The organism is Porphyrobacter sp. SLTP (assembly GCF_009905735.1).
Classification (GTDB): domain Bacteria; phylum Pseudomonadota; class Alphaproteobacteria; order Sphingomonadales; family Sphingomonadaceae; genus Erythrobacter.
Genome location: NZ_JAAALE010000003.1, coordinates 23,790 through 45,498 on the forward strand (window position 1 = coordinate 23,790; position 21,709 = coordinate 45,498).

At 64.9% G+C, this 21,709-nt stretch carries 25 protein-coding genes; 11 read left to right on the forward strand and 14 right to left on the reverse strand.

The window, feature by feature from the left end:
• Position 1: 1 nt before the first annotated feature.
• A complete protein-coding gene (locus GVM20_RS03115) occupies positions 2 to 364 on the reverse strand; it encodes a response regulator (RefSeq protein WP_166545851.1) in 363 nt (120 codons plus the stop codon).
• Between the two features lie 93 nt (positions 365 to 457).
• On the opposite strand from GVM20_RS03115, the gene GVM20_RS03120 reads away from it, so the two are divergent.
• From GVM20_RS03120 to GVM20_RS03140, 5 genes are read left to right on the forward strand one after another with little or no spacing between them, the layout of a single operon-like run.
• Entirely contained in the window at positions 458 to 694 is a 237-nt protein-coding gene (locus GVM20_RS03120; RefSeq protein WP_166545852.1) for a DUF3572 family protein, read from the forward strand.
• On the forward strand, positions 691 to 1,320 hold the full coding sequence (locus GVM20_RS03125; RefSeq protein WP_166545853.1) for an HAD family hydrolase: 630 nt from the start codon (positions 691 to 693) through the stop codon (positions 1,318 to 1,320). The genes GVM20_RS03120 and GVM20_RS03125 overlap by 4 nt, the downstream gene beginning before the upstream one ends.
• Positions 1,317 to 1,775 (forward strand): RidA family protein, encoded by a 459-nt coding sequence (locus tag GVM20_RS03130; RefSeq protein WP_166545854.1) that lies wholly within the window; start codon positions 1,317 to 1,319, stop codon positions 1,773 to 1,775. Before GVM20_RS03125 ends, GVM20_RS03130 begins: the two co-directional genes overlap by 4 nt.
• Positions 1,772 to 2,500, forward strand: coding sequence for a glycerophosphodiester phosphodiesterase family protein (locus tag GVM20_RS03135; RefSeq protein WP_166545855.1), 729 nt, complete (start codon positions 1,772 to 1,774; stop codon positions 2,498 to 2,500). The genes GVM20_RS03130 and GVM20_RS03135 overlap by 4 nt, the downstream gene beginning before the upstream one ends.
• Positions 2,497 to 3,636, forward strand: coding sequence for a GNAT family N-acetyltransferase (locus tag GVM20_RS03140; RefSeq protein ID WP_166545856.1), 1,140 nt, complete (start codon positions 2,497 to 2,499; stop codon positions 3,634 to 3,636). Before GVM20_RS03135 ends, GVM20_RS03140 begins: the two co-directional genes overlap by 4 nt.
• A 6-nt stretch (positions 3,637 to 3,642) precedes the next feature.
• Here the strand turns inward: GVM20_RS03140 and GVM20_RS03145 are convergent, their stop codons facing one another.
• Positions 3,643 to 3,987 carry an SEL1-like repeat protein gene (locus GVM20_RS03145; protein WP_166545857.1) on the reverse strand — a complete coding sequence of 115 codons (345 nt, stop codon included), beginning with the start codon at positions 3,985 to 3,987 and terminating at the stop codon, positions 3,643 to 3,645.
• A gap of 275 nt (positions 3,988 to 4,262) precedes the next feature.
• Here GVM20_RS03145 and dksA point away from each other — a divergent pair, with 275 nt between their 5' ends.
• The 6 genes from dksA to kynU all read left to right on the forward strand — a co-directional run bounded on the left by dksA (position 4,263) and on the right by kynU (position 9,317).
• On the forward strand, positions 4,263 to 4,721 hold the full coding sequence (gene dksA / locus GVM20_RS03150) for an RNA polymerase-binding protein DksA (RefSeq protein ID WP_166545858.1): 459 nt from the start codon (positions 4,263 to 4,265) through the stop codon (positions 4,719 to 4,721).
• Positions 4,722 to 4,910: 189 nt separating this feature from the next.
• Positions 4,911 to 5,288, forward strand: a complete 378-nt coding sequence (locus GVM20_RS03155; RefSeq protein WP_166545859.1) for a PilZ domain-containing protein — start codon at positions 4,911 to 4,913, stop codon at positions 5,286 to 5,288.
• 77 nt (positions 5,289 to 5,365) lie between these two features.
• Complete coding sequence (locus GVM20_RS03160; protein WP_234031822.1) at positions 5,366 to 6,829, forward strand: ABC transporter substrate-binding protein; 1,464 nt, start codon at positions 5,366 to 5,368, stop codon at positions 6,827 to 6,829.
• Positions 6,830 to 6,834: 5 nt separating this feature from the next.
• Complete coding sequence (locus tag GVM20_RS03165; RefSeq protein WP_234031823.1) at positions 6,835 to 7,263, forward strand: DUF4112 domain-containing protein; 429 nt, start codon at positions 6,835 to 6,837, stop codon at positions 7,261 to 7,263.
• Between the two features lie 42 nt (positions 7,264 to 7,305).
• A complete protein-coding gene (locus GVM20_RS03170) occupies positions 7,306 to 8,097 on the forward strand; it encodes a tryptophan 2,3-dioxygenase (RefSeq protein ID WP_166545860.1) in 792 nt (263 codons plus the stop codon).
• Positions 8,094 to 9,317, forward strand: coding sequence for a kynureninase (kynU, locus tag GVM20_RS03175; protein ID WP_166545861.1), 1,224 nt, complete (start codon positions 8,094 to 8,096; stop codon positions 9,315 to 9,317). The genes GVM20_RS03170 and kynU overlap by 4 nt, the downstream gene beginning before the upstream one ends.
• A 114-nt stretch (positions 9,318 to 9,431) precedes the next feature.
• Here kynU and GVM20_RS03180 read toward each other — a convergent pair whose 3' ends face one another.
• The 12 genes from GVM20_RS03180 to GVM20_RS03235 form a co-directional block, all read right to left on the reverse strand.
• Positions 9,432 to 10,331 (reverse strand): SDR family oxidoreductase, encoded by a 900-nt coding sequence (locus tag GVM20_RS03180; RefSeq protein ID WP_166545862.1) that lies wholly within the window; start codon positions 10,329 to 10,331, stop codon positions 9,432 to 9,434.
• Between the two features lie 138 nt (positions 10,332 to 10,469).
• On the reverse strand, positions 10,470 to 11,678 hold the full coding sequence (locus tag GVM20_RS03185; RefSeq protein ID WP_166545863.1) for an acyl-CoA dehydrogenase family protein: 1,209 nt from the start codon (positions 11,676 to 11,678) through the stop codon (positions 10,470 to 10,472).
• 38 nt (positions 11,679 to 11,716) lie between these two features.
• Complete coding sequence (locus tag GVM20_RS03190) at positions 11,717 to 12,472, reverse strand: ThuA domain-containing protein (protein ID WP_199799438.1); 756 nt, start codon at positions 12,470 to 12,472, stop codon at positions 11,717 to 11,719.
• Positions 12,473 to 12,474: 2 nt separating this feature from the next.
• The gene (locus GVM20_RS03195) at positions 12,475 to 13,245 is read right to left on the reverse strand and encodes an SDR family NAD(P)-dependent oxidoreductase (protein ID WP_166545864.1); all 771 of its coding nucleotides are present in this window, start codon (positions 13,243 to 13,245) and stop codon (positions 12,475 to 12,477) included.
• Positions 13,242 to 14,393, reverse strand: a complete 1,152-nt coding sequence (locus tag GVM20_RS03200; protein ID WP_166545865.1) for a thiolase family protein — start codon at positions 14,391 to 14,393, stop codon at positions 13,242 to 13,244. The genes GVM20_RS03195 and GVM20_RS03200 overlap by 4 nt, the downstream gene beginning before the upstream one ends.
• On the reverse strand, positions 14,390 to 14,815 hold the full coding sequence (locus GVM20_RS03205) for a Zn-ribbon domain-containing OB-fold protein (RefSeq protein WP_166545866.1): 426 nt from the start codon (positions 14,813 to 14,815) through the stop codon (positions 14,390 to 14,392). The genes GVM20_RS03200 and GVM20_RS03205 overlap by 4 nt, the downstream gene beginning before the upstream one ends.
• Positions 14,816 to 14,827: 12 nt before the next feature.
• Positions 14,828 to 15,910, reverse strand: a complete 1,083-nt coding sequence (locus tag GVM20_RS03210) for an acyl-CoA dehydrogenase family protein (protein ID WP_166545867.1) — start codon at positions 15,908 to 15,910, stop codon at positions 14,828 to 14,830.
• A gap of 5 nt (positions 15,911 to 15,915) precedes the next feature.
• Positions 15,916 to 17,157, reverse strand: a complete 1,242-nt coding sequence (locus GVM20_RS03215; protein WP_166545868.1) for a cytochrome P450 — start codon at positions 17,155 to 17,157, stop codon at positions 15,916 to 15,918.
• 98 nt (positions 17,158 to 17,255) lie between these two features.
• Positions 17,256 to 17,633, reverse strand: coding sequence for a limonene-1,2-epoxide hydrolase family protein (locus GVM20_RS03220; RefSeq protein WP_166545869.1), 378 nt, complete (start codon positions 17,631 to 17,633; stop codon positions 17,256 to 17,258).
• Positions 17,630 to 18,406: a ThuA domain-containing protein gene (locus GVM20_RS03225; protein ID WP_166545870.1), complete on the reverse strand. Its 777-nt coding sequence runs from the start codon at positions 18,404 to 18,406 to the stop codon at positions 17,630 to 17,632. Before GVM20_RS03225 ends, GVM20_RS03220 begins: the two co-directional genes overlap by 4 nt.
• Positions 18,406 to 19,416 (reverse strand): NADP-dependent oxidoreductase, encoded by a 1,011-nt coding sequence (locus GVM20_RS03230; protein ID WP_166545871.1) that lies wholly within the window; start codon positions 19,414 to 19,416, stop codon positions 18,406 to 18,408. The genes GVM20_RS03225 and GVM20_RS03230 overlap by 1 nt, the downstream gene beginning before the upstream one ends.
• Before the next feature lie 115 nt (positions 19,417 to 19,531).
• The gene (locus tag GVM20_RS03235) at positions 19,532 to 21,670 is read right to left on the reverse strand and encodes a molybdopterin-containing oxidoreductase family protein (RefSeq protein ID WP_166545872.1); all 2,139 of its coding nucleotides are present in this window, start codon (positions 21,668 to 21,670) and stop codon (positions 19,532 to 19,534) included.
• Between the last annotated feature and the right edge of the window lie 39 nt (positions 21,671 to 21,709).

The window sequence follows — 21,709 nt, forward strand, 5'->3', positions numbered from 1 at the left end:
CTCAGACCAGCGCGTTGACGGCGCTCATGAAGGGCCCGATCGAGACTGGCTTGGACAGATAGCCCTCCGCGCCCGCCGCACGAATCCGCTCCTCGTCGCCCTTCGCGGCAAAGGCTGTCACCGCCAGCACCGGAATGCCCGCAAGCCTGCGATCACGCTTGGCCGCTTCGATCAGATCGACGCCGGAAATGCCGCCAAGCTGGATGTCCATGATGATGAGATCGGGCGAAGTATCGCGCGCGGTTTGCAGCACCAGATTGCCGTCGGCCACTGGCTCGACCTCGAAGCCGTTGGCGCGCAAGACGTCACAGAACAATTTCCTGTTGAGGTCATTATCCTCGACAACCATGATCCGCTTTGTCACTGCTCGCCCCGCATTCGCCCGCTGTAAGACTACCTTTACCTAAAGGACAGGACAATCCCACCTCGCGCCCCATCCGAGCCAGTTAACCCGCAGATGCTGGCGCTGGCGGCGCTGGGCTGGGTGCTGGAATGCGAGGACCGGGCGGCGCGCTACCTTGAATTGACCGGGCTTGATCCCGATTCTCTGCGGACAGGGCTGGGCGATCCGATGATCCTTGCCTCCGCACTCGAATTTCTCGCCAATCACGAACCCGATCTGATCCGCGCGGCCGAAGCTCTGGCTGTGACACCTGAGGAACTGGTCGCCGCCAAGGACGCTTTGCAATCATGACCCGCCCCCTCATCATCTCCGATTGCGACGAAGTGCTGCTGCACATGGTCGCCCCGTTCAAGGACTGGCTGGAGGCATCGCAGGGCGTCAGCTTCAACCTCGAGGGCCACAATTTCGCTGAGGCTTTGCGCTGGCAGGCAAGCGGCGAAGTGCTGGCTCCGCCCGATATCTGGAAGATGCTACGCAGCTTCTTCGATAACGAAATGGACTCGCAAAAGCCGATCGCGGGCGCGGTTGAGGGGATCAACACCCTCGCCGAAAAGGCCGATATCGTGATCCTGACCAATCTGGTCGATGCCCACCGCGATGCGCGCGCGGCGCAGCTCGCCAAGGTCGGGATCAACGCCCGCGTCTTCACCAATCAGGGCCCCAAAGGTCCGGCGCTGAAGGCGATCATTGATGAATATGCGCCCACCCGCGCGCTGTTCATCGACGATCTGGCGCAGCACCATGCCTCGGTCGCCGAGATCACGCCCCATGTCACCCGGTTGCACCTGTGCGGTGAGCCGATGATTGCCCATGCGATTGATTGCGCGCACAAATCAGGCCACGCCGAAGCCCGGATTGACCGCTGGGACGAGGCCCTGCCGTGGCTACTGGATCGACTGGAGGATACAACGACATGACAACCACCCGCGCACGCCTTGCCGAACTCGGCATCACTTTGCCCAAAGCCGCAGCCCCTGTTGCCAGCTATGTGCCGGTGGTGGTGCATGGCGGCATGGCCTATGTTTCGGGCCAGCTGCCATTTGTCGATGGGGTGGTGGTCAAGGGCCGGTTGGGTGACGATGTCAGCGTTGCCGATGGTCAGGCCGCCGCGCGTGCCTGTGCCTTGATGATCATCGCCCAGCTGGAAGCGGCTGGCCTGCTTGAGCAGGTCGAGCGGGTCGTCAAGCTGGGTGCCTTCATCAATTGCACCGCCGATTTCACCGATCAGCCCGAAGTCGCCAATGGCGCGTCGGATCTGATGGAGCAGGTGTTCGGCGGCGCCGGGCAGCACGCCCGTGCAGCTGTCGGCGTTCCCGCTCTGCCGCGCGGCGCGGCGGTTGAGGTTGATGCGGTTATCGCCCTCAAGGCATGACAGCAAGGCGCGCTCCCGAATGGCTGACCGCGTGGGAATATGCCCACCGCGGGCTGCACGGGGACGGCGTGCCGGAGAACGCGCTGGCGGCGGCGCAGGGCGCAATTGCGGCAAGGCTGGGGATCGAGTGCGATATCCAGATGTCGGCCGACCATGTGCCGATGGTGTTCCACGATTGGGAGCTTGCCCGGCTCACCTACACGGACGGCATGGTCGCCAGCCGCACGGCTGACGCGCTTGAAGCGCTGAGCCTGCTCGGCACCGATCAGCATCCCGTGCGGCTGGCGACGTTTCTCGCAGTCATAGCGGGCCGCGTGCCCCTGCTGATCGAGATCAAATCGAAGCGCGGTCATGATGTCGACGGGACCTGTGTCTCTGTTGCCCGGCTGCTGGAATCCTATGCCGGGCCGGTGGCGGTCATGAGCTTCGATCCGCGCGTAGCCCGCTGGTTTCGCAAGCGCGCACCGCAAATCTGCGCCGGACTTGTCATGCGTGAGGACGAGCGCGGCGAGACGCAGACACCCTGGCGGCGCAAGCTGGCGCTGCGAATCGCGCAGCCCGATTTCCTCGCCTATCATATCAACGCCCTGCCGAGCCGCTGGGTGGCCGATCTGCGCGCGGGCGGACTGCCCGTGCTCACTTGGACCGTCAATTCCCCCGAAACGCGCGCGGCGGGCCTTGTCCATGCTGATGCGTTGATCGCCGAAGGGGCGGGGCTGGCGTGAGCGACGCTGAACTCACCGTCCGCATTGCATCGTCCGTCGGTAGCTTCGACCGCGCGGAATGGAACGCGCTGGGTGGGAACGACAATCCCTTCGTCAGCCACGAATTCCTGACCGCGATGGAGGATTCCGGCAGCGTCGGCCCCGGCACCGGGTGGGAGCCTGCGCCGATTGCCATTACGGATGATACGGGCAGGCTGCTCGCCGCCATGCCGTCCTATGCCAAGGGGCACAGCCAGGGCGAATATGTGTTCGATCATGCCTGGGCGGACGCATGGCACCGGGCGGGTGGGCGCTATTACCCCAAACTCCAGATCGCCGCGCCCTTTACCCCGGCGACCGGGCCGCGCTTGCTGCTGTCCGATCCGAGCCTCGCCCCGCATCTGCTGAAGGGGGCGGAGGCGGTGTGTCTCCAGAACACAATGTCCTCGGCCCACGCGACTTTCATCACGCCCGAACAATTGCCGCTGTTCGAGGAAGCGGGCTGGCTGCCGCGCGCGGATATCCAGTTCCACTGGTTCAACCGGGGCTATGCCAGCTTCGATGACTTTCTCGCCGCCCTCTCATCGCGCAAACGCAAGGATTTGCGCAAGGAACGCGCAGCGGCAGTGGAAGGCCTGACGATCCGGCATTTCACCGGCGAGGAGATCACCGAGGCGCATTGGGACGCGTTCTGGATCTTCTATCAGGACACCGGCGCGCGCAAATGGGGTCAGCCCTACCTGACCCGCGAGGCGTTCAGCCTGCTGGGCCAGCGGATGGGCGACCGGATCATTCTGATCCTCGCCTATGACGGAGATGAAGCGATTGCCGGCGCGCTCAACTTCGCCGGGCGCGATGCGCTTTACGGGCGGTATTGGGGCTGCACCCGCGAGGTGCGCTTCCTGCATTTCGAGCTGTGCTACTACCAGGCGATCGATATCGCGATTGCGCGCGGCTTGGCCTGCGTCGAGGCGGGCGCGCAAGGCGGACACAAGTTGGCGCGCGGGTATGAGCCGGTGCAGACACTATCGGCCCACTGGATCGCCGATCCCGGCTTCCGCAGCGCGGTCGCCGACTTCCTCAAACGCGAGCGGGCAGGCGTGGCGAGCGATCAGCTCTACCTCGGCAGTCGCACGCCGTTCAGGAAGGGTGACTAACCCGCCTTACGCAGCGCGCTGGCGACCTTCGGCAAGCCACTGGCGCGCGCGGCGCTGGGCTTCGGCGATTTCGCGTGCGGTCATCTCGTCGGAGATGTCGGCGCGGCAATGGGCGGCATCTTCATGTCCGCGTGCAGCGGCCAGATTGAACCACTTGTGCGCCTCGATCAGATCGCAGGTCGCGCCATTGCTGCCGGTCGAGAAGGCCACGCCCAGATCGAAGCAGGCCCCCACTTGACCCTGGCTCGCCGCAGCCAGCCATGCGCCCAGCATGGTCTCGCTCGCATTGTCTGCTTTCCGCTGCGCTTCGTCACTCCGTGGAGTCTTCGCGCTGATTGCGATGATTGTCATGATTTGGTCCCCGTCAGTCACCAGATCGCCCCCAAGCGACCTTCCGTGAGACCAGAAGTGCGGCTGTTATGGTCAAAAATTAGTTAACGCCGCTTGCACTTTGTCGCGGCACGGCTTTTGCCCCCACTTCATTCCCAAACCCGCTTGTGCGGTCTCGGGGCCTTGCCTATAGGGCGCGCATTGCTTCAGCTTGCTGGGACCAAGTGAGCCAATGAAAAAATTCAGGTGTCAGGACGCGATGGTCTTCCCAGCGGCTCACGGGATGAGAGAGCTTGATGCCAACCACCGCGTCTGACGACATCGATGTCCTCGAAAAGGCCAAGCGCCTTCTGGCTCCGGACTACGTCCCGAGCGAGGACGAGGAATACATGAACGACCGCCAGCAGGCCTATTTCCGGATGCTGCTGCTCGAATGGAAACGTTCCATCCACTCCGCCGCCGGGCAAACGCTGCAATCCTTGCAGGATGGCCCGATCCGCGAAGCCGACCTCACCGACCGCGCCTCGAGCGAAACCGACTGGGGCATCGAACTGCGCACGCGTGACCGTCAGCGCAAGCTGGTCGCCAAGATCGACTCCGCGCTGCGTCGGATCGACTCGGGCGAGTATGGCTATTGCGAAGTCACCGGCGATCCAATCGGTCTGCGCCGGTTGATCGCCCGGCCGGTCGCGACCATGACGGTCGAGGCGCAGGAAGCGCACGAGCGGCGCGAAAAGATCTCGCGCGACGATTGAGCGGTAATCTCCCTTCAGCACCCTGTGCCGCGTTGGGACGCGTCCGCACAAGTTACGGTACTTAGGGCAGAAATTTACCTCGCGTTAACTGTGAATGCCGCACCAGCAGTGGCGCATTGTGGCGTGCCGGCTTAGGCTGCGTCATCTGATCTGCTTGATTGATATTCCGCTGAGGAGGCGATCCTTGAGATGACAGGAGTTGAGACACGCAGTGTCGCACGCGACAGCCTGTTTTTGCTGGCCGAAATTCGGGTCGAGCAAAGCGCGGAGACCCACCGTGCACGGGTGCGCAATCTTTCGGATGGCGGGATGATGGGCGAAGGCCAGCTGCGCGTTCAGCGCGGGCACCGCGTCGTGGTCGAGCTGCGCAATATCGGCGCGGTGAACGGCACCGTCGCCTGGGTGCAGGACAACCGCTTCGGCGTCGCATTCGATGAGGAAATCGATTCCCAGAAGGCGCGCCGTCCGCTCCAGACCACCGAAGGTCACGAAGCCGCCATCGTCAAGCCGCTGTGGAGCCACCGCGCCCCGCCGCCGCCCGCGCCGAGCACGCTGCGCAAGATCTGAGCGCAGTGCGGGCTTTGCCCGGCTGCCTCTTCCACCACAAGCTGACCGCCGCGTTGCAACCTGCTAGGCAGACTGCGATGCGATTCTGGTTTCCTCTGATGGCCGCCTTGGCGACATGGTCCTGCGGCCCGGCTGGTGGTGGCGGCCCTGTCACAGTCGCGGTGATCGGCGCGCCCGACGACCCGTTCGAACAAGGCGTGCGCCTTTCCCCAGCCGCGCAGCACATGCGCGCTGCCACTCGCGAAGGGCTGGTCGCGCTTGATCCGGTGGGTCAGGTGGTCCCGGCCATCGCGGAACGCTGGATCGTGACCGAGGACGGCCTCAGCTACATCTTCCGCCTGCGCGACAGCACCTGGCCGGGCGGTGACGAGATCACCGCGGCTGATGTCCGCGAACAATTGCGCGCCGGGCTCGTCCGGCTGCGCGGCACTTCGCTGGGGCTCGATCTGGCCAAGGTGCGCGACATCCGGGCGATGACCGGGCGGGTGATCGAAGTGCGGCTCTCCTCGCCCATGCCCGATTTCCTGCGCCTGCTGGCGCAGCCCGAACTCGGGCTGGTGCGGGGCGGCAGCGGGGCAGGGCCGATGGCGATGTCGCGTGAGGAGGGTACCGCCATCGCCCGGCTCACGGCGCTTCCGCCCGAATCCCGCGGCCTGCCCGCGCGCGAGGATTGGGAAGACATCGCCCGCCCGGTCGAGGTGCGGGCGCTTTCGGCGCGCGATGCCGTGGCGGCGTTTGCGGGCGGTGATGTTGATCTGGTGCTTGGCGGCACGTTGGTCGATTTTCCGCTGGCCGAAGTCGGGCCGCTCTCGCGCGGGACGATCCAGGTTGATCCGGCGCTTGGCCTGCTGGGACTGGTGGTGCGGCGTGAGACCGGGTTCCTCGCCGATCCCGCCCGGCGCGAAGCCCTGTCGATGGCGATTGACCGGACGGCGCTGATCCGCAGCTTCGGGCTGGCTGGCTGGCGCGAAAGCAGCTGGGTGGTGCCCGCAGAGATCTTCACCGACGCGCCCTATCCCGAAGATCGCTGGAACGGGGCTTCGATTGAGGCGCGCCGCCGCGCGGCCGCTGCGCGGGTCAGCGCTTGGGCCGGGCCCGGGCGTGAAGCAACCGTGCGCATCGCCTTGCCGTCTGGGCCGGGGGGCGATCTCCTGCTGCGGGAATTGGCATCGGCCTGGGGCGAGATTGGCGTCACCGTGCGCCGGGCCGGCAAGGGCGAGGCCGCCGACCTCGAGCTGCGCGACACGCTGGCGCGCTACACCTCGGCCCGCTGGTATCTCAACCAGTTCAACTGCGGTCTCAATGCGGGCCTTTGCGCACCCAAGGCCGACGAGCTTGTGCGCCAGTCTTTGACCGAGCGTGATGCCGCTGCGCGCGAACAGTTGCTCATCGAAGCCCATGCGGCGCTCGTCGAACGCGAAGTCTACATCCCGCTCGGCGCGCCCGTGCGCTGGTCGCTGGTGCGCGGCACAATCCGCAATTACCTGCCCAACGTGTGGGGCATGCACCCCTTGTTCCCGCTGTCAGAGCCCACCACCTAAGGGGCATGGCAATAGATCAGCCCCGCCGCCCCGAGCCGATGACCTTCACGCTGCCCACCGGCACCGATCCCGCATCGGTGCGCGCGCGGGTGGTGGCGATGGAAAAGCTGCTCGAACGCAGTTTCACCATCCCCGGCGTCAACATGCCGGTCGGGCTGGATGCGCTGATCGGTCTGGTGCCGGTGCTCGGCGAGATCGTGACCACCGCGATGGGCGCCTATATCATCTGGGAAGCGCGCAATCTTGGCCTGTCCAAGTGGAAGCTGGCGCGGATGGGCGCGAACGTGTTGTTCGACACCGCGATTGGCGCAATCCCGCTGGTGGGCGATGCGGTGGACCTTGTGTTCCGGTCGAACACCAAGAACCTCAGGATCATCCTCAAGCACATCGACAAGCACCACCCGGAAACACGGGTGATCGAGGCGCGGATCTAGCGGGAGTTCCCTCAGGGCAACGGGCGCGCTAGGAGCGCAGCCATGAGCGCTGACGTTACCTATGCGAGCTATCTCGACCTTGGCCGCATCCTCGCTGCCCAGCACCCCGCATCCGATGCGCATGACGAGCTGCTGTTCATCATCGTCCATCAGGCGAGCGAGCTGTGGCTCAAGCTGTGCCTGCATGAACTGACCGCCGCGCGTGAGTGTATCGAGGCGGACAACCTGCGCCCCGCGTTCAAGATGCTGGCGCGGGTGGCGCGGGCGCAGCAGCAATTGATCCAGAGCTGGGATGTGCTCAGCACCATGACCCCGCATGATTACTCCGCGATCCGCCCGCATCTCGGCGCGTCGAGCGGGTTCCAGTCGGCGCAGTACCGGATGATGGAATTCATGCTCGGCGGGCGCGACGGCAAGCATGTGCGGCTCCACAAGTCCAACGCCGACTGGGCTGAGCGGCTGGAGGCGGAGCAGGGGCGGGCGAGCCTTTATGACGCGGCGATCCGGCTGCTGGCGCGGCGCGGCTTTGCTATTGATGCCGCCGCACTGGAGCGCGATCCTGCCGCGCCCTATGCCCCCAATCCCAGTGTCGAGGCCGCATGGGCTGAGATTTACCGCGATCCGCAGCCGCATTGGGATCTGTATGAACTCGCTGAAAAGCTGGTCGATCTGGAATACCATTTCCAACGCTGGCGCTTCGGGCATCTGAAAACGGTCGAGCGCATCATTGGCTTCAAGCGCGGCACCGGCGGCACCCCCGGCGTGCCCTATCTCGAAGGCGTGCTGAAGCAGGCTTTCTTCCCCGAATTGCTCACCGTCAGGACGGCGATATGACCCCGGAAGCCCGCGCCGCAGAATTCGACGCTGCCGATCCGCTGGCGTCCTATCGCGAGCGGTTCACCCTGCCTGAAGGCGTGATCTACCTCGACGGCAATTCCCTGGGCGCATTGCCCAAGGCCACCCCGGCGGCACTGGCGCGGGTGGTGGAAGCCGAGTGGGGCGAAGGGCTGATCCGGTCATGGAACAGCGCGGGCTGGTTCGACATGGCGAGCCGCATCGGCGCCAAGATCGCGCCGCTGGTGGGTGCCGCACCGCATGAAGTGATCGCCTGCGATTCCACCAGCGTGAACCTGTTCAAGCTGATTGCGGCGGCGCTCGCAAAGCGTCCGGGACGCAAGGTGGTGCTGTCCGAACCCGGCAACTTCCCGACCGATCTCTACATGATCGCCGGGCTGGAGGCGCAGGGCCTTGCCGAGCGACGGTTGGCCGAGCGGGACAGGCTTGTGGAGGCGCTGGATGGCGATGTGGCGCTGCTGATGCTCACCCATGCGCACTACAAGACCGGCGCGCTGTTCGACATGGCTGCCCTCACCCGCGCCGCGCATGAGGCGGGCGCGTTGGTGCTGTGGGACCTGTCGCACTCCACCGGCGCGCTGCCGGTCGATCTGAACGCGGTGGGCGCGGATTTCGCGGTCGGCTGCGGCTACAAATACCTGTGCGGCGGGCCGGGTGCGCCCGCTTTCGCCTTCGTCGCCGAGCGTCATCAGACGGACTTGCAGCAGCCGCTGACCGGCTGGTTTGGCCACGCCGCACCGTTTGCCTTTACCGATGATTACGCGGGCGCACCGGGCATCGACCGGCTGCAATGCGGCACACCCCCGGTGCTGGGGTTGGCAGCGCTGGAGGTGGGGGTCGATCTGATCGCGGAGATTGGCGTCGACCGGCTCTACGGCAAGTCTCAGGCGCTGTCCGAGTTCTTCCTCGAAAGCCTGATGGCGCATGGGGTGGAGATCGACCTCGTCAGCCCGCCCCGCAGCGCCGAGCGCGGCAGCCAGCTCTCGTTCCGCCATGCCGAGGCCTACGCCATCTGTCAGGCGCTGATCGCGCGCGGCGTGATCGGCGATTTCCGCGCGCCCGATGTGCTGCGGCTGGGCTTTGCGCCCGCCTATCTCAGCTTCACTGACATCGCCGCCGCCGCGCGCCATCTGGCCGAGGTGCTGGCGAGCGGCGAATGGCAGCGCCCCGAGTTCAATCAGCGTAGCGCGGTGACCTAACCGGCACTGCGCTCGGCCCGCAGGGCCGCGAGCGCACGCGCGCGAGCCGCAGGTGCCCCGTAGCGAAGCGAAGGGAATAGCACCGAGGATGAAGGCGCGGAGGCACCTTCACAATCAAACAGCGCGGTCAGCCTTGTCCTTCTCGTTCGTCCCCTTGATCATCGCGCGCATCTGGTCCCATTCGGCATCGCCCAGCGCGTGGAGCATCGGGTAGAAGGTGCCGCCATTGGCCTGGAAGCCTGCGCCATCGATCGCGATCGTCTGGCCATTCACATATTCCGCGCCCGGCCCCATCAGGAACACCGCGAGATTGGCGAGTTCGTGCATCTCGCCCGCGCGGCCCATCGGGTTGAGGTCGTTCTTCTTGTTATCGCCGCTGCTGCCGGGATTGAGGCGTGCGCTCATGCCCTTGGTCGGGAAGAGGCCGGGGGCAATCGCATTGAAGCGCAGCCCATAGCGGCCCCATTCGGTCGCAAGGCTTTGCGTCATGGCGTTGATGGCGGTCTTGGACATGGCAGACGGCACCACGAAGGCGCTGCCCGACCACACCCAGGTGGTGAGGATCGAGAGGAAGCTGGCCTTCTTCTTCTCCGCGATCAGGCGCTTGCCGATGTCGAGGGTGACGTAGAACGTGCCGCGCATCACGATGTCGGCAATGGCGTTGAACCCATTGACCGACAGGTCTTCAGTGCGGCTGATGAAGTTGCCCGCCGCGTTGTTGACCACGCCGGTGAGCGCCCCGCCATCAGCCCAGATCGCATCGACCATCGCGTGGATCGCATCGGCATCGCGGATGTCGCAGGCCATGCCGACGATCTTTCCGCCATGCAAAGCGGTAAGTTCGGCGGCAGTTTCGTCGAGCTTGTTCTGGCGGCGGCCGCAGATGTAGACAGTCGCCCCCAGCTTCAGGAAGGCCTCCGCCATCTCGCGCCCGAGGCCCGTGCCCCCGCCGGTGACGAGGATGCGCTCGCCCGCCATCAGGCCTTCGCGGAACATCAGTTTTGAAGCGTCCATGTCAGTGTCCTTTATGCTTCGTCATTGCGAGCCGCCGCAGGCGGCGCGGCAATCCATGGCCCGCACCGCGCAATCGGGAGCATTGGTTCATGGATTGCTTCGTCGTTTCACTCCTCGCAATGACGAGGAGGAGATGTCTCAAAGCCCCAGCACGGTCTTGGCGATGATGTTCTTCTGCACCTCGTCCGAGCCGCCGAAGATCGTCGCAGCGCGGTTGTTGAGGTAGCGGCCCATCGCGGTCTGGGCATATTCGCTGCCGACCGGTTCGGGCGCTTCATTGCCGTAAAGCGGGCGTTCCAAGGGCAATTGCAGCGCATCTGGCCCGAGCAGTTCCAGACGCAGCACATCGACCTGCTGGCCGATGTTCGAGCCGAGCAGCTTCACCAGCGATGTCTGCGGCCCCGGCGCGCGGCCCTTGGCGAGTTCGGCGAGGATGCGCAGTTCGGTGATCTCCAGCGCCTCGGCCTCCAGCCTGACGCGGGCCAGCCGGTCGCGGAAGCGCGGATCATGCGCCAGCGCGCCATTGACGCCCGAAGGCTGGGTCTGCGCGAGGTTTTCCAGCCGCTCGATCGATTGCAGCAAGCGCGGAGCATAGCACGATCCGCCGCGCTCGTTCTCCAGCAGGAACTTGGCGATGCTCCAGCCTTGCCCCTCTTCGCCGATGCGGTTTTCTGCCGGCGTGCGGGCATCGGTGAAGAACACCGCGTTGACCTCGTGATCGCCCGACATCGAGTGGATCGGCGTGACCGACACCCCCGGCTGATCCATCGGCACCAGCAGAAAGCTGATCCCGGCCTGCTTCTTCACGGTCGCATCAGTGCGCACCAGCGCAAAGATCCAGTCGGCGTGGTGGGCGTGGGTGGTCCAGATTTTCGAGCCGTTGATGACATACTCATCGCCATCAAGCCTCGCGGCGGTTTTCAGGCTGGCGAGGTCGGAGCCGCTGCCCGGCTCGGAATAGCCCTGACACCAGTAATCATCCCCCGACAGGATGCCGGGGAGGAACCGCGCCTTCTGTTCGGGCGTGCCAAATTCGCAGATCACCGGGCCGACCAGGCGCAGGCCGAGGATCGCCAGCGACGGCGCGCCCGCCAGCGCGCATTCCTTTTCGAAGATGAATTTCTGGGTGGGCGTCCAGCCGGTGCCGCCGTCTTCCTTGGGCCAGTGCGGCGCAACCCAGCCCTGACGGAACAGGATGCGGTGCCATTCCATCCCGATGTCGGGCTCGACGAACACCCCCGGCGTGCGGCGTGCCCCGTCGCGCAGCCGTGCGGGCAAGTTGTCCTTGAGAAACGCACGCACCTCTTCGCGGAAGGCGATGTCCTCGGGGGAGAAGTCCATATCCATGTCAGTCGAGTCCCACTTCTCGTAATCAGTCCAGCCGCTCAGGCCCCGTCGCGCATCGCCCAGAGTATCGTACGCCGCAGCAAATCATAATAGACATCGTAATTCCACGCGCACATTTCCTTATGCGGGTAGAAATCAGCCATGCCGGGCAGGTCATAATGCCCGCGGCAGTGGCCGAGTGCGTTGTAAACGATCTGCCCTGCGCCGATATCCCTCGTATAAAGGATAGGTACGGTGGTGGACGGCCACTGGCTGTGCGTGAAGCCGGTCGCCTCGCCTTCGAAGGTGGTCTGCATCAGGGTTTCAATCGGCGCGGTGGTTTTGGAGAGATACAGCTCGTCCACCACTTCGAAGTTTTCGATCCCCTTGGTCAGCTCGTGATCGTGGTTCACCACCTCAACCGGGAATTTGCCGATGGGCGGATGCGCGACGAACTGCGTGCCGAGCATTTCCATCACATCCGGGCGATCATCCGGCGCATCGACCAGACCTTCGGCGGTGAAGACGAGGATCGAATTGGTGCCGTGGAGCGCCATCCACTTGCCGCCCTTTTCCATCCAAGCCTTGATCTGCGCGGCCTGTTCCGGCGTGGGCATCAGGTCGCAGGTATAGGTGATGAGGAAGCGGCACTGGTCGAGCCGCTCCAGTCCCGAATAGTCGCAGGCCACCGTGGTGCGGATATGCGGGTGTTCGGCCAGCAGCTTGAGGATCTCGATCCGCGGGAAGTCGATATCGTGATACTTGCCGGCGGCAATGAAATGCGCGTCGATCCGGGTGGCGGGTTGCTGTGCCATGATTAGCTCCTGATGCTCCCGCCGCCGTCGACGGTGAAGTCGCAGCCCGTGGTGAAACTCGCATCATCGCTGGCGAGGAAGACCACCGCGCGGGCGACCTCTTCGGGCTCGCCGATGCGGTTCATCGGGTGGGTGGCGGCGAAATTGGTTTCGATGTTCTCGGGCGTGTCGGCGCCGGAAAACTTGTAGCGATTGTACATCGGCGTGCGAATCGCGCCGGGGTGGACCATGTTGACGCGGATCGGCAAGCCGCGCGCGGTGAGGTCAAGCGCGACTGACTGGGTGAGACCGCGCAGGCCGGTCTTCGACGCTGAGTAAGCGGCGACGAACGCCGCCGGGCGCAGCGCGATCATCGAGCCGATATTGACGATGGCGCAGGGTTCTCCGCTGGCTTCCATCGCCGGGATCGCAGCCCGCATCCCGTAGAACGGGCCGTGGAGGTTGATGTCGATGGTGCGGTGCCACACGTCGAGATCGCCATCGGGCACGTTGCCGGGTTCGGAAATGCCGGCGATGTTGCACAGCACGGTGAGCTTGCCGAAATGGCCGCGCGTGGCGGAGACGGCGGCTTCCCACTGGTGCAAGTCCCGCACATCAAGCTGGCAGGCCGCCGCGCGCTCGCCCAGCTCGGCGGCGAGTTCCTGCGCCTTTTCCAGCTGCACATCGCCGAGCATCACGCTGCCGCCCTCGGCGATAATCAGCCGTGCGACCGCAGCCCCGATCCCCTCCGCGCCGCCCGAAATCAGCGCGACCTTGCCCCGCATACGGCTCATTCGCGTTCCAGAATGGCGACGCCGGACAGGCCGGGTGCGCCGTAGACGTGGGAGTAACCGAAGCGCGGCTTGCCCGGCACTTGGCGCTCACCGGCACGCTGGCGCAGCTGGGCGACGTTTTCGTAAATCTGCCGGAGACCCGAAGCCCCGACAGGCTCGCCGCAGGCAAGGCAGCCGCCATCGGTGTTGACCGGCAGCTTGCCGCCAATCTCGGTCCAGCCGTTGGCAAGCCACTCTTCCTGATCGCCATCCTTGCAGAAGCCGTTTTCGGCCATGTGCATGATTTCCGCTCCGCTTTCGGTGTCCTGAAGCTGGGCGACCGAGATGTCCTCGGGCCCGACCCCGGCCTTCTCGAACGCGGCCTTCGACGCGAGGACGGTGGGCTTGCCGCCTTCCTCAATGCTGATGCCGGCCTGAAACACCTCGAAGGAGTTGGGCGGGCGCGTCTTCACGGAAACCGCGCGGATCTTGACGCCATCCGCGCCAAGCTCCCTCATCTTCTTCTCGCTGGCGAGGATCAGCGCCACTGCGCCTTCTGCGGGCGAGCAGAACATGTATTTGGTCAGCGGGTCGTTGATCATCGGCGCGTTCATGATCGTGTCGAGATCGACCGGGCTGCGCCGCCATGCGTGGGGCGTGATCGTGCCGTTGCGGAACGCCTTTTCCGCGACCCGGCCCAGCGTGGTGCGGCTGATGCCGTGCAATTGCATATAGCGCTGGATCTTGAGCGCGAAGAACTGCGTGGTCAGCATCATGCCGGTCTGGCCGTACCATTCGGGCAGGCCGTAATCGGCAGGTTTGGCGTTGAACGCGCCGCGCGGATGCTTGTCGAAGCCGACGGCGAGGGCGAGGTCATACATCCCGCTCGCAATCGCCTGCTGCGAGGCGGCGAGCGCGCTGCCCCCGGTGGCGCAGCCATTGGCAACGTTGGTGAAGGGGAGGGAGGTCAGCCCCAGCTCGTTGACCATGATGTCGGCATTGCCCGCCGCAGCGCTGCCGCCATAGGCGCATTCAATATCGGGCCATTCGAGCCCGGCATCGCCGAGCGCCTCGCGCACCGCATGGACCCCCTGTTCGCGGCCTGAACGACCGTCTGTGCGCCCGAAGGGGTGAATGCCGGCGCCGATGATATACACGTTCTCGCTCATGCGGCTTTACTCTCGATTGCGGCGACCGGGCGGAAGGCGAAGGTGTCATGCGTCATGTTGAACGGCACGATGCAGAATTCGAGCTCCATGCCGAGATGCAGGTCTTCCAGTCTGGCATCGACGATGCGGCTTTCGACGATCACCTCACCGGGCAGTTCGACATAGCCCAAGAGGAAGGGCTGGAAATCGGGCGGGCCTTCGCCGGGACCGCTGCCGGGGCCTTCATAGGGCTCCTTGGGCAGGAAGCCTTGGCTCGTCCACGACCACAGCTTGCCCCGGCGTGATAGCTTGTAGGGCTCCACGCCCTCGGCCGCGTCGCCGACTGGCATCGGAAACACCACTTCGCCAGACGGCAACTTGCCGCCCATCAGGTGCGGTTCCGGCCCGTCGCTCCAGAGGTTCGGGTCGATCTTCTGTCCCATGTCCAAGCCCCCTCAGGCTGCCAAAGCATATTCGGCAAGCACAGTGTCGACGTCACCGAACAACCGGGCGAGCACCAGCACGCGCTTCAATGCATGGCCGATTGCCAATTCGTCCGTGATCCCCATCCCGCCGTGCATCTGCACCGCTTCCCGCGCGATGGCATCGACGTTTTCGCCGATGAAGGCTTTCGCCCCGGCGGCGGCGCGCTGCCACTTGGCGGCATCGCCCCGGTCGGTCAGCGCCGCGCGCAGCAGCATCGAGCGCGCCTGTTCTTCGCGGGCATAGCAATCGACCAGCCGGTGCTGGAGCGCCTGGAAGCTGCCGATGGCAACACCGAACTGCTCGCGCTCCTTCACGTAAGTCAGCGTGTCATCGAGCAGGCGCTGGCCCAGCCCAACCATCTCAGCCGCCGCATAAAGCCGCATTTCGGCAGCGACCGCAGCAAGCCCTTCGGCATCCAGCGCCAGTTTCGTGGCGGCAGGGGTGCGGGTCAGTTTCAGCTCGCCTGCGATGCTGCCATCGGCCAGGCGATAGGCGCGCACTTCCAGCCCCGGCGCATCCTTCGGCACGAGGAAACAGGCGGTCTCCCCGCCCATGTCGGCGGTGACGATGAACAGGTCGGCGATCAGCGCGCCCATCACCATGGTCTTTTCGCCGGTGAGGGTAACGCTGCCCCCAGCGCCATCGGCCTTCATGCCCTTGGCCTTCAGGCTGTAACGCTGTCCGCGTTCCGTCCAGGCGAGGGTGGCGATGGTTGCGCCCGCCAACACACCTTCGAGTGCCTCCGTCGCGCCGCCGCGTTCGAGCAGCAGGGCGGGCAGGATGCCATGTTCCAACAAGGGATCCGGTGCATTGGCCTTGCCGATGGCTTCGGCCACCAGCGCCAGATCCACCGCCGAGCCGCCCATGCCGCCCGCATCCTCGCCCGCGGCGAGCGCGATCAGGCCCATCTCGGCCAATTGCTGCCAGCGCGATCGGTCATAACCGGTGGGCGAGAGCCGCAGCCTGCGCCGGGCTTCGACATCGATCGGCGCGGCAAACCGCTCGACCGAGGTCACGAACATTTGCTGTTCTTCGGAAAGGTCGAAATTCATAGGCGTCAGGCTTTCCGCGTGAACGTGATCGGCAGGTGGGTCACCCCGCGCAGCAGGATGTTGGGGAGGATGCGGATTTCGCTCTCGTCCTTGACGGCGAAGTTATCGAGCCGTTCGAGCAGCTCGTCGAAAGCGACCAGCATTTCCTTGCGGGAGAGCATGTTGCCCACGCACATATGCGGCCCCTTGCCGAAGCTCAGATGCGTGCGGGCGTTGGTGCGCTCGATGTCGAAGCGGTCAGGATCGGGGAACCGGGACGGATCGCGGTTGGCCGCAGCGTAGCGCAGCTGCACCACGCTGCCCGCCGGGATCGCCATGCCGCCGAGCTCGGTATCCTGCTTGACGATGCGCCACATCCCCGCCGTCGGCGTTTCATAGCGCAGCGCCTCTTCGACGAGGTTGCCGATGACCTTGGGGTCTCGCCCGCCAGCGGCGGCCTTGGCTTTGGCCATCTGATCGGGATTGCGGATCAACTGGAGCAATCCGCCTGCCAGCGTCGAGGTGGTGGTCTCGTTCCCCGCCACCATGAATTGCTGCATCAGCGACATGATCTCGGGGTCAATCAGCGGGGTTTCGCCCTCGATCCGTGCTTCAACCAGATCGGTGAGCAGGTCATTGCCGCCATTCGCGCGGCGATCATCGATCAGGCCCTTCATGTAGTGCTGGAACTCGACGAGGCTGCGCGCGCATTCCAGTTTGCGGTCGTGATCGACCATCTGGCTGAACCGGTCGACCGCCGCATCGGACCAACGCTTGACCCGCTTGGGATCATCATCAAGCCCGATCTGCCCGGCAATCATCGCGACCGGCAGCGGCACGCCGAACTCCTCGACGAATTCGCATTCCCCCCGGTCGGCAAAGGCCTCGATCAGGTCGATCGATTTCTGCCGCATATCCGCTTCGATGGCGTTCACACGCGGGGCGGAGAAGGCGAGGTTCACCAGCTTCCGGTTGCGGGTGTGAACCGGGTGATCGGCGGTCAGCAGGGTGGGCAGGTCAGGCCAACCTTCGGCCAGAATGGCCTGAATATCCTCATCCGCCTCACGCCCCATCAGCGCGGTGAAATCGTTCGAGAAGATCTCCGGCTTGGTGGTCGCCTCGCTGCACAGGTCATAGCTGTAGACGACGTAGGTGTTCATGCCTTCGAGAAGCTCGATCGCAACCCCGGCCTCGTGCATGGCGCGGTAATGGTCGAACGGATCGATCAGCGTTTCAGGCGCAAACACGTTGCCTTGTGGCTTGTTCATGTGAGGCGGCTCCAGACCCTTGGATATTATGGCGCAAGCCTAGCCATGACCCCGCCCCCCTTGCGATGCGCGTTTGTGTTAGGATTGCACGGAGAACATCATCTAGCGGCAAATTCTCGCACAAATTCAGCCATATCGAAATAGTCGCGCCAGTGGGTGATCAGGCCGTTTGCGTCCACTTCAAAGGTGCCCATCACCCGAACCGCGGCGCGGCGGCCGTCCTTGAAGTTGAAAGCGTCCGTGCGCTCGGTCAGGACGGTGTTGCCGTTGGCGGCGATGGCATGGGTCTGCCAGTCGCAGGAGGCGATATCCGCGAGAAATCCGGCCACCATTTCGCGCATCGCGGCGGTGCCGTTGACCGGCTCCATCGGGATATTGTGATAGACGATCCCGGGCGCGCACAGGCCCAGCATCGCGTCGATGTCGCAGGCATTCCAATGGCCGATGAAGGCCTCGACGGTTTGCTGGGGGGTCATGCGGTTCCTCCTGAGGTGTAGTCGAGCGCTTGGGCCAGCATTTGCCGGACGTTCGGGTTTGCGTAGGTCGCCGGGCCATCGCCGCATTGCAGGTAGATGAGCGGGGCGGGGCAGGTGCGGCTTTCCCAGGCGATGCAATTGCTGCCGGGTGGGTGGTCCCAGCCCTCGCGGCTGAACATCGCGCCTGCGACGGCATTGGCGGCGGAGTAGAAATTGCTCGCGGTGAAGGCGAACCCCTCGGCCCGCATGAGCGGGATGATGGCGCCTTCATCGATCGGGCAGAGATAGACCTCGTCGGTCACCGGAAAGCGGGCGGGCAAGCCGCGCGTCACGGGATGATCGGCGACGACATGGGCGTCATAGGCGACATCGTGGCGATAGCCGGAATCGGGCCACGCCTCGCCCTGCCATTCGCCCGGCTGGTATAGGAACCCGCCGCCAAGCCATTCATGCCATTCCGGCCACTCGGCCCACCCGGCCAGCGCGTGGTGCAAAGCGACCGCGCCCCTGCCCGCCGCAAACCGCGCGGTGATCGCGTCGCGGTAGGCGGGTGAGGGCGGGCGCATCGACACCGTGCCATCGGCAAAGGTGTAGCCTGCCATGTCATAGAACAGCAGGCCGTCGGCCGCGGCAATCGCCCCGGCCGCGTCGGCCTCCCCGCCATCAGGGTGGATCAGGTGGGTAATGTCCCAATCACCCAGCGCCGCCAGCAATTCGGCAAAGGGGCCTTCCTCGTAGGGGTGGCCCCCCGACAGAACCAGCAAAGAGCGCATCAGGCGATCTTGAGGATCATCTTGCCGTCATTGGTGCCCGCAAACAGCCGCATGAAGCTGTCAAAGGCGTGCTCCAGCCCCTCGTCGATATGCTCGTCGATGGTGAGCTTGCCCTGCGCGGCCCAGACGCCCATCTGCGCCGCGCCCTCGGCGAAGCGGGGGACGTAGTCGGCGACCAACAGCCCGCGGATATGCGCGCGCTTGACGATCAGCTGCCACAGGTTGCGGATACCGCGCGGCTCGGTGTTGTATTCGCTGATGAGCCCGCACAGCCCGACCCGCGAATGCAGGTTGAGGTTCATCAGCCCCGCATCAAGGATGATCCCGCCGACATTCTCGAAGATCACATCGACCCCGTCCGGGCAGGCGTCGGCAATCGCCTTGGTGAGCGCGGCTTCATCCTTGCCGCGATAGTCGATGGCGGCATCGAACCCGTATTTCTCGGTGAGGCGCGCGCACTTGGCCGGGCCGCCGGCGATGCCCACCGCGCGGCAGCCGTGGATCTTGGCGAGCTGGCCGACCAGCGATCCCACCGCGCCCGCCGCGCCGCTGACCAGCACGGTCTCACCGGCCTTGGGCTGGCATACTTCGAGGAAGCCGAAATAGGCCGTCATCCCCACCGCGCCGAAGATCGACAGGTAATTGGTGACGCTCGGCACAAGGCTCGGGTCGATCGGCTGGGTGAACCCGCCGACGGTGCCGATCGAGTAATCCTCCAGCGCATTGAGGCCCATGACCCACTGGCCAGGTGCAAAGCCTTCCGCGCGGCTTTCCTCGACCACGCCGATGGTGCTTGCCCGCACCGGGTCGCCCAGGGGGATCGGCGGCATGTAATTGCCTTCCGCATCCATCCACCCGCGCATCGCCGGATCGAGCGAGGCGTAGTGGTTGCGGATCAGGAACTGGCCCTCTTCCAGCGCAGGGGTGGGCTCGGTGATGAGTTCGAAATCTTCTTTGACGGGCGTGCCGTCAGGGCGGCGCTGGAGGAGGAAGCGGCGGTTCTGGGGCATTCGGATAATCTCCATTTCCGTTCGCCCTGAGCCTGTCGAAGGGCCGCACTTCTCTCCGAAAAGGAAGAACGGGGCTTCGACACGCTCAGCCCGAACGGATTCAAGGGTTTGAATTCTAAGCCGGTTCGAGCTTCACCGGAATGGCGCTTTGCAGAGACTGCCCGGTGATCGGATCGTAATCGACCACTTCGCTCACCAGCCGGTTGGTGGAGGATCCGCGTTCCCGCACGTCTTCCTTGGTGGCATCAGCATCGCCGTAGGCATGGGCCATCGAGATGATCCCGCGCCGCACCTTGTCGCTCGCCTTGACGACCCCGTGGATCGTCGCATGGGGCGAGGTGATCGCGACCAGCCCGCCTTCCTCCAGCCCCAGCGCCGCAATGTCATCGGGGTGGATATAGGCGGGGTTGGTGGTGGTCTTGGCCTGCAATTTCTTGAGTGGGTGGCCGATCGAATTGAACCGTGTCTTGGAGCGGCGGCTGATCAAGCGGTAATCAAAGCCTTCGCGCGCCGCGCGGTTTTCGGCATACTTCCCGATCTCGGAAGGCATTGCGCCCACCGCCAGGTCGAAGCGGTGGAATTCGCCCTCGTCGACCGGTTCGACCTTGGGGTGAACCTCGGGATAGATCACCGCCGCACCGCCGTTCGCAGCGCAATCCTCGCGCACCTTGCTGGGTTTCACGAGGCAGCCGGTGACGGCGAGATCAAGGAACTCCTGCTTGGTCGGCTTGCGGTCCATCGGCAGCGGGCCGCCGTTGAGCATCATCTGGATGCCGAGGTGATGGGCGAGCGTCCAGAACATCTCATATTCGTCGATACAGTCGCCGGGAGCCGCGACCACCGCCTCGGTGTAGCGGGCATAGGGTTCTTCATGCCACCATTCGCTGAGGCTGGTGATGTCCTCACGTTCAAGGCATTGCGAGGGGGCGAGCACGACGTCGGCGCGCTTGGCGCTGGCGCTCATCCACGGGTCGATCTGCACAAACAGCTCAAGGTCATCGAGCGCGCGGACCATCTTGGCCTGATCGGGGAAGCCGACCACCGGATTGCCGCCGACCGAGATCAACGCGCGCACCTGGCCTTCGCCGGGGGTCAGGATTTCGTCAGCCAGCACGTTGCAGGGCATCTCCCAGCCCAAGTGCCCCAAGCCCCGGAAGCGCGATTTCGGCATCCCTTCCGCGCCGAACATCGGGACGGGCGGCCCCACCTGCGCGCGGCGGGCGTTCTGGTAGGGGCTGAACACGCCGGGGATCGCGGCCTTCTCACCCTCCTGCTTGAAGCGCGCGCAGATGGTGTTGAGGCAGACGACCAGATATTCGGTCAGCGTCCCGTTGCCCGCCATTTCGGGGCCGGTGCCGGTGACGGCGCAGCCTTTCGACCCGGTGGCGAACATTCGCGCGGCGGCGACCAGTTGATCCTTGTCCAGCCCCGCGCGTTCGGCGGCGACCTCGGGCGGGAAGGCTTTCACCGCTTCGGCCAGCTCGTCAAACCCGTCGACATGGGCGGCGACGAAATTGCGATCGTACAGTCCTTCGCTGATGATCACATTGAGCATCCCCGCCAGCATCGCCGGGTCCTCGCCCGGCTTCACCGGCAGGTAGATGTCGGCCAGCCGCGCCACATCGCTTTCGCGCGGGTCGGCGACGATCAGCTTGAGGCCCTTGGCCTGCTGGTCACGGATGCGGCGCGAGGGACTGAACGGCGGCACGCCGCCGACCGGCGAATAGTGCGAGACGATCGGGTTGTTGCCGATGAAGAAGGCCACATCGCTTTCACTGAAGGTGTTCGGCCCTGCCATCCACTTGCCGTACCGCGCGGTGGTGAACACCTTGGCGGGCTGATCAAGCGTCACCGAGGTGTAGAAATTGCGGCTCCCTACCGCGTTCGCAAAGCTCAAGGACGCGGACATGGCGGCGCTGTTCTGGAAGCCGCCCGATCCCATGAACACGGCCACCGAATGCGGCCCATACTGGTCGATGATGCGGCGCAACTCGCTCGCGACATGGGCCAGCGCTTCCGGCATCGGGGTCGAGACGAATTCGCCCGCGTCATTACGCACCAGGCTGTAATGCAGGCGGTTTTCCGAATTGTGCGAATCCGGCAGCTCGCGCCCCTTCATGCAGGTGTAGCCGCCATAGGCCGGATCGTCGGGATCGCCGCGCACCTCGATCACCTTCCCGTCAGCAACGTCCACCTCCATCGCGCAATTGGCGTGGCAGAAGCGGCAGAAGGTCTTGTGAGTCTCGACGCCCATCGTGGTTCTCCCTTTATCTGTGCAAACTACCACAGGGGG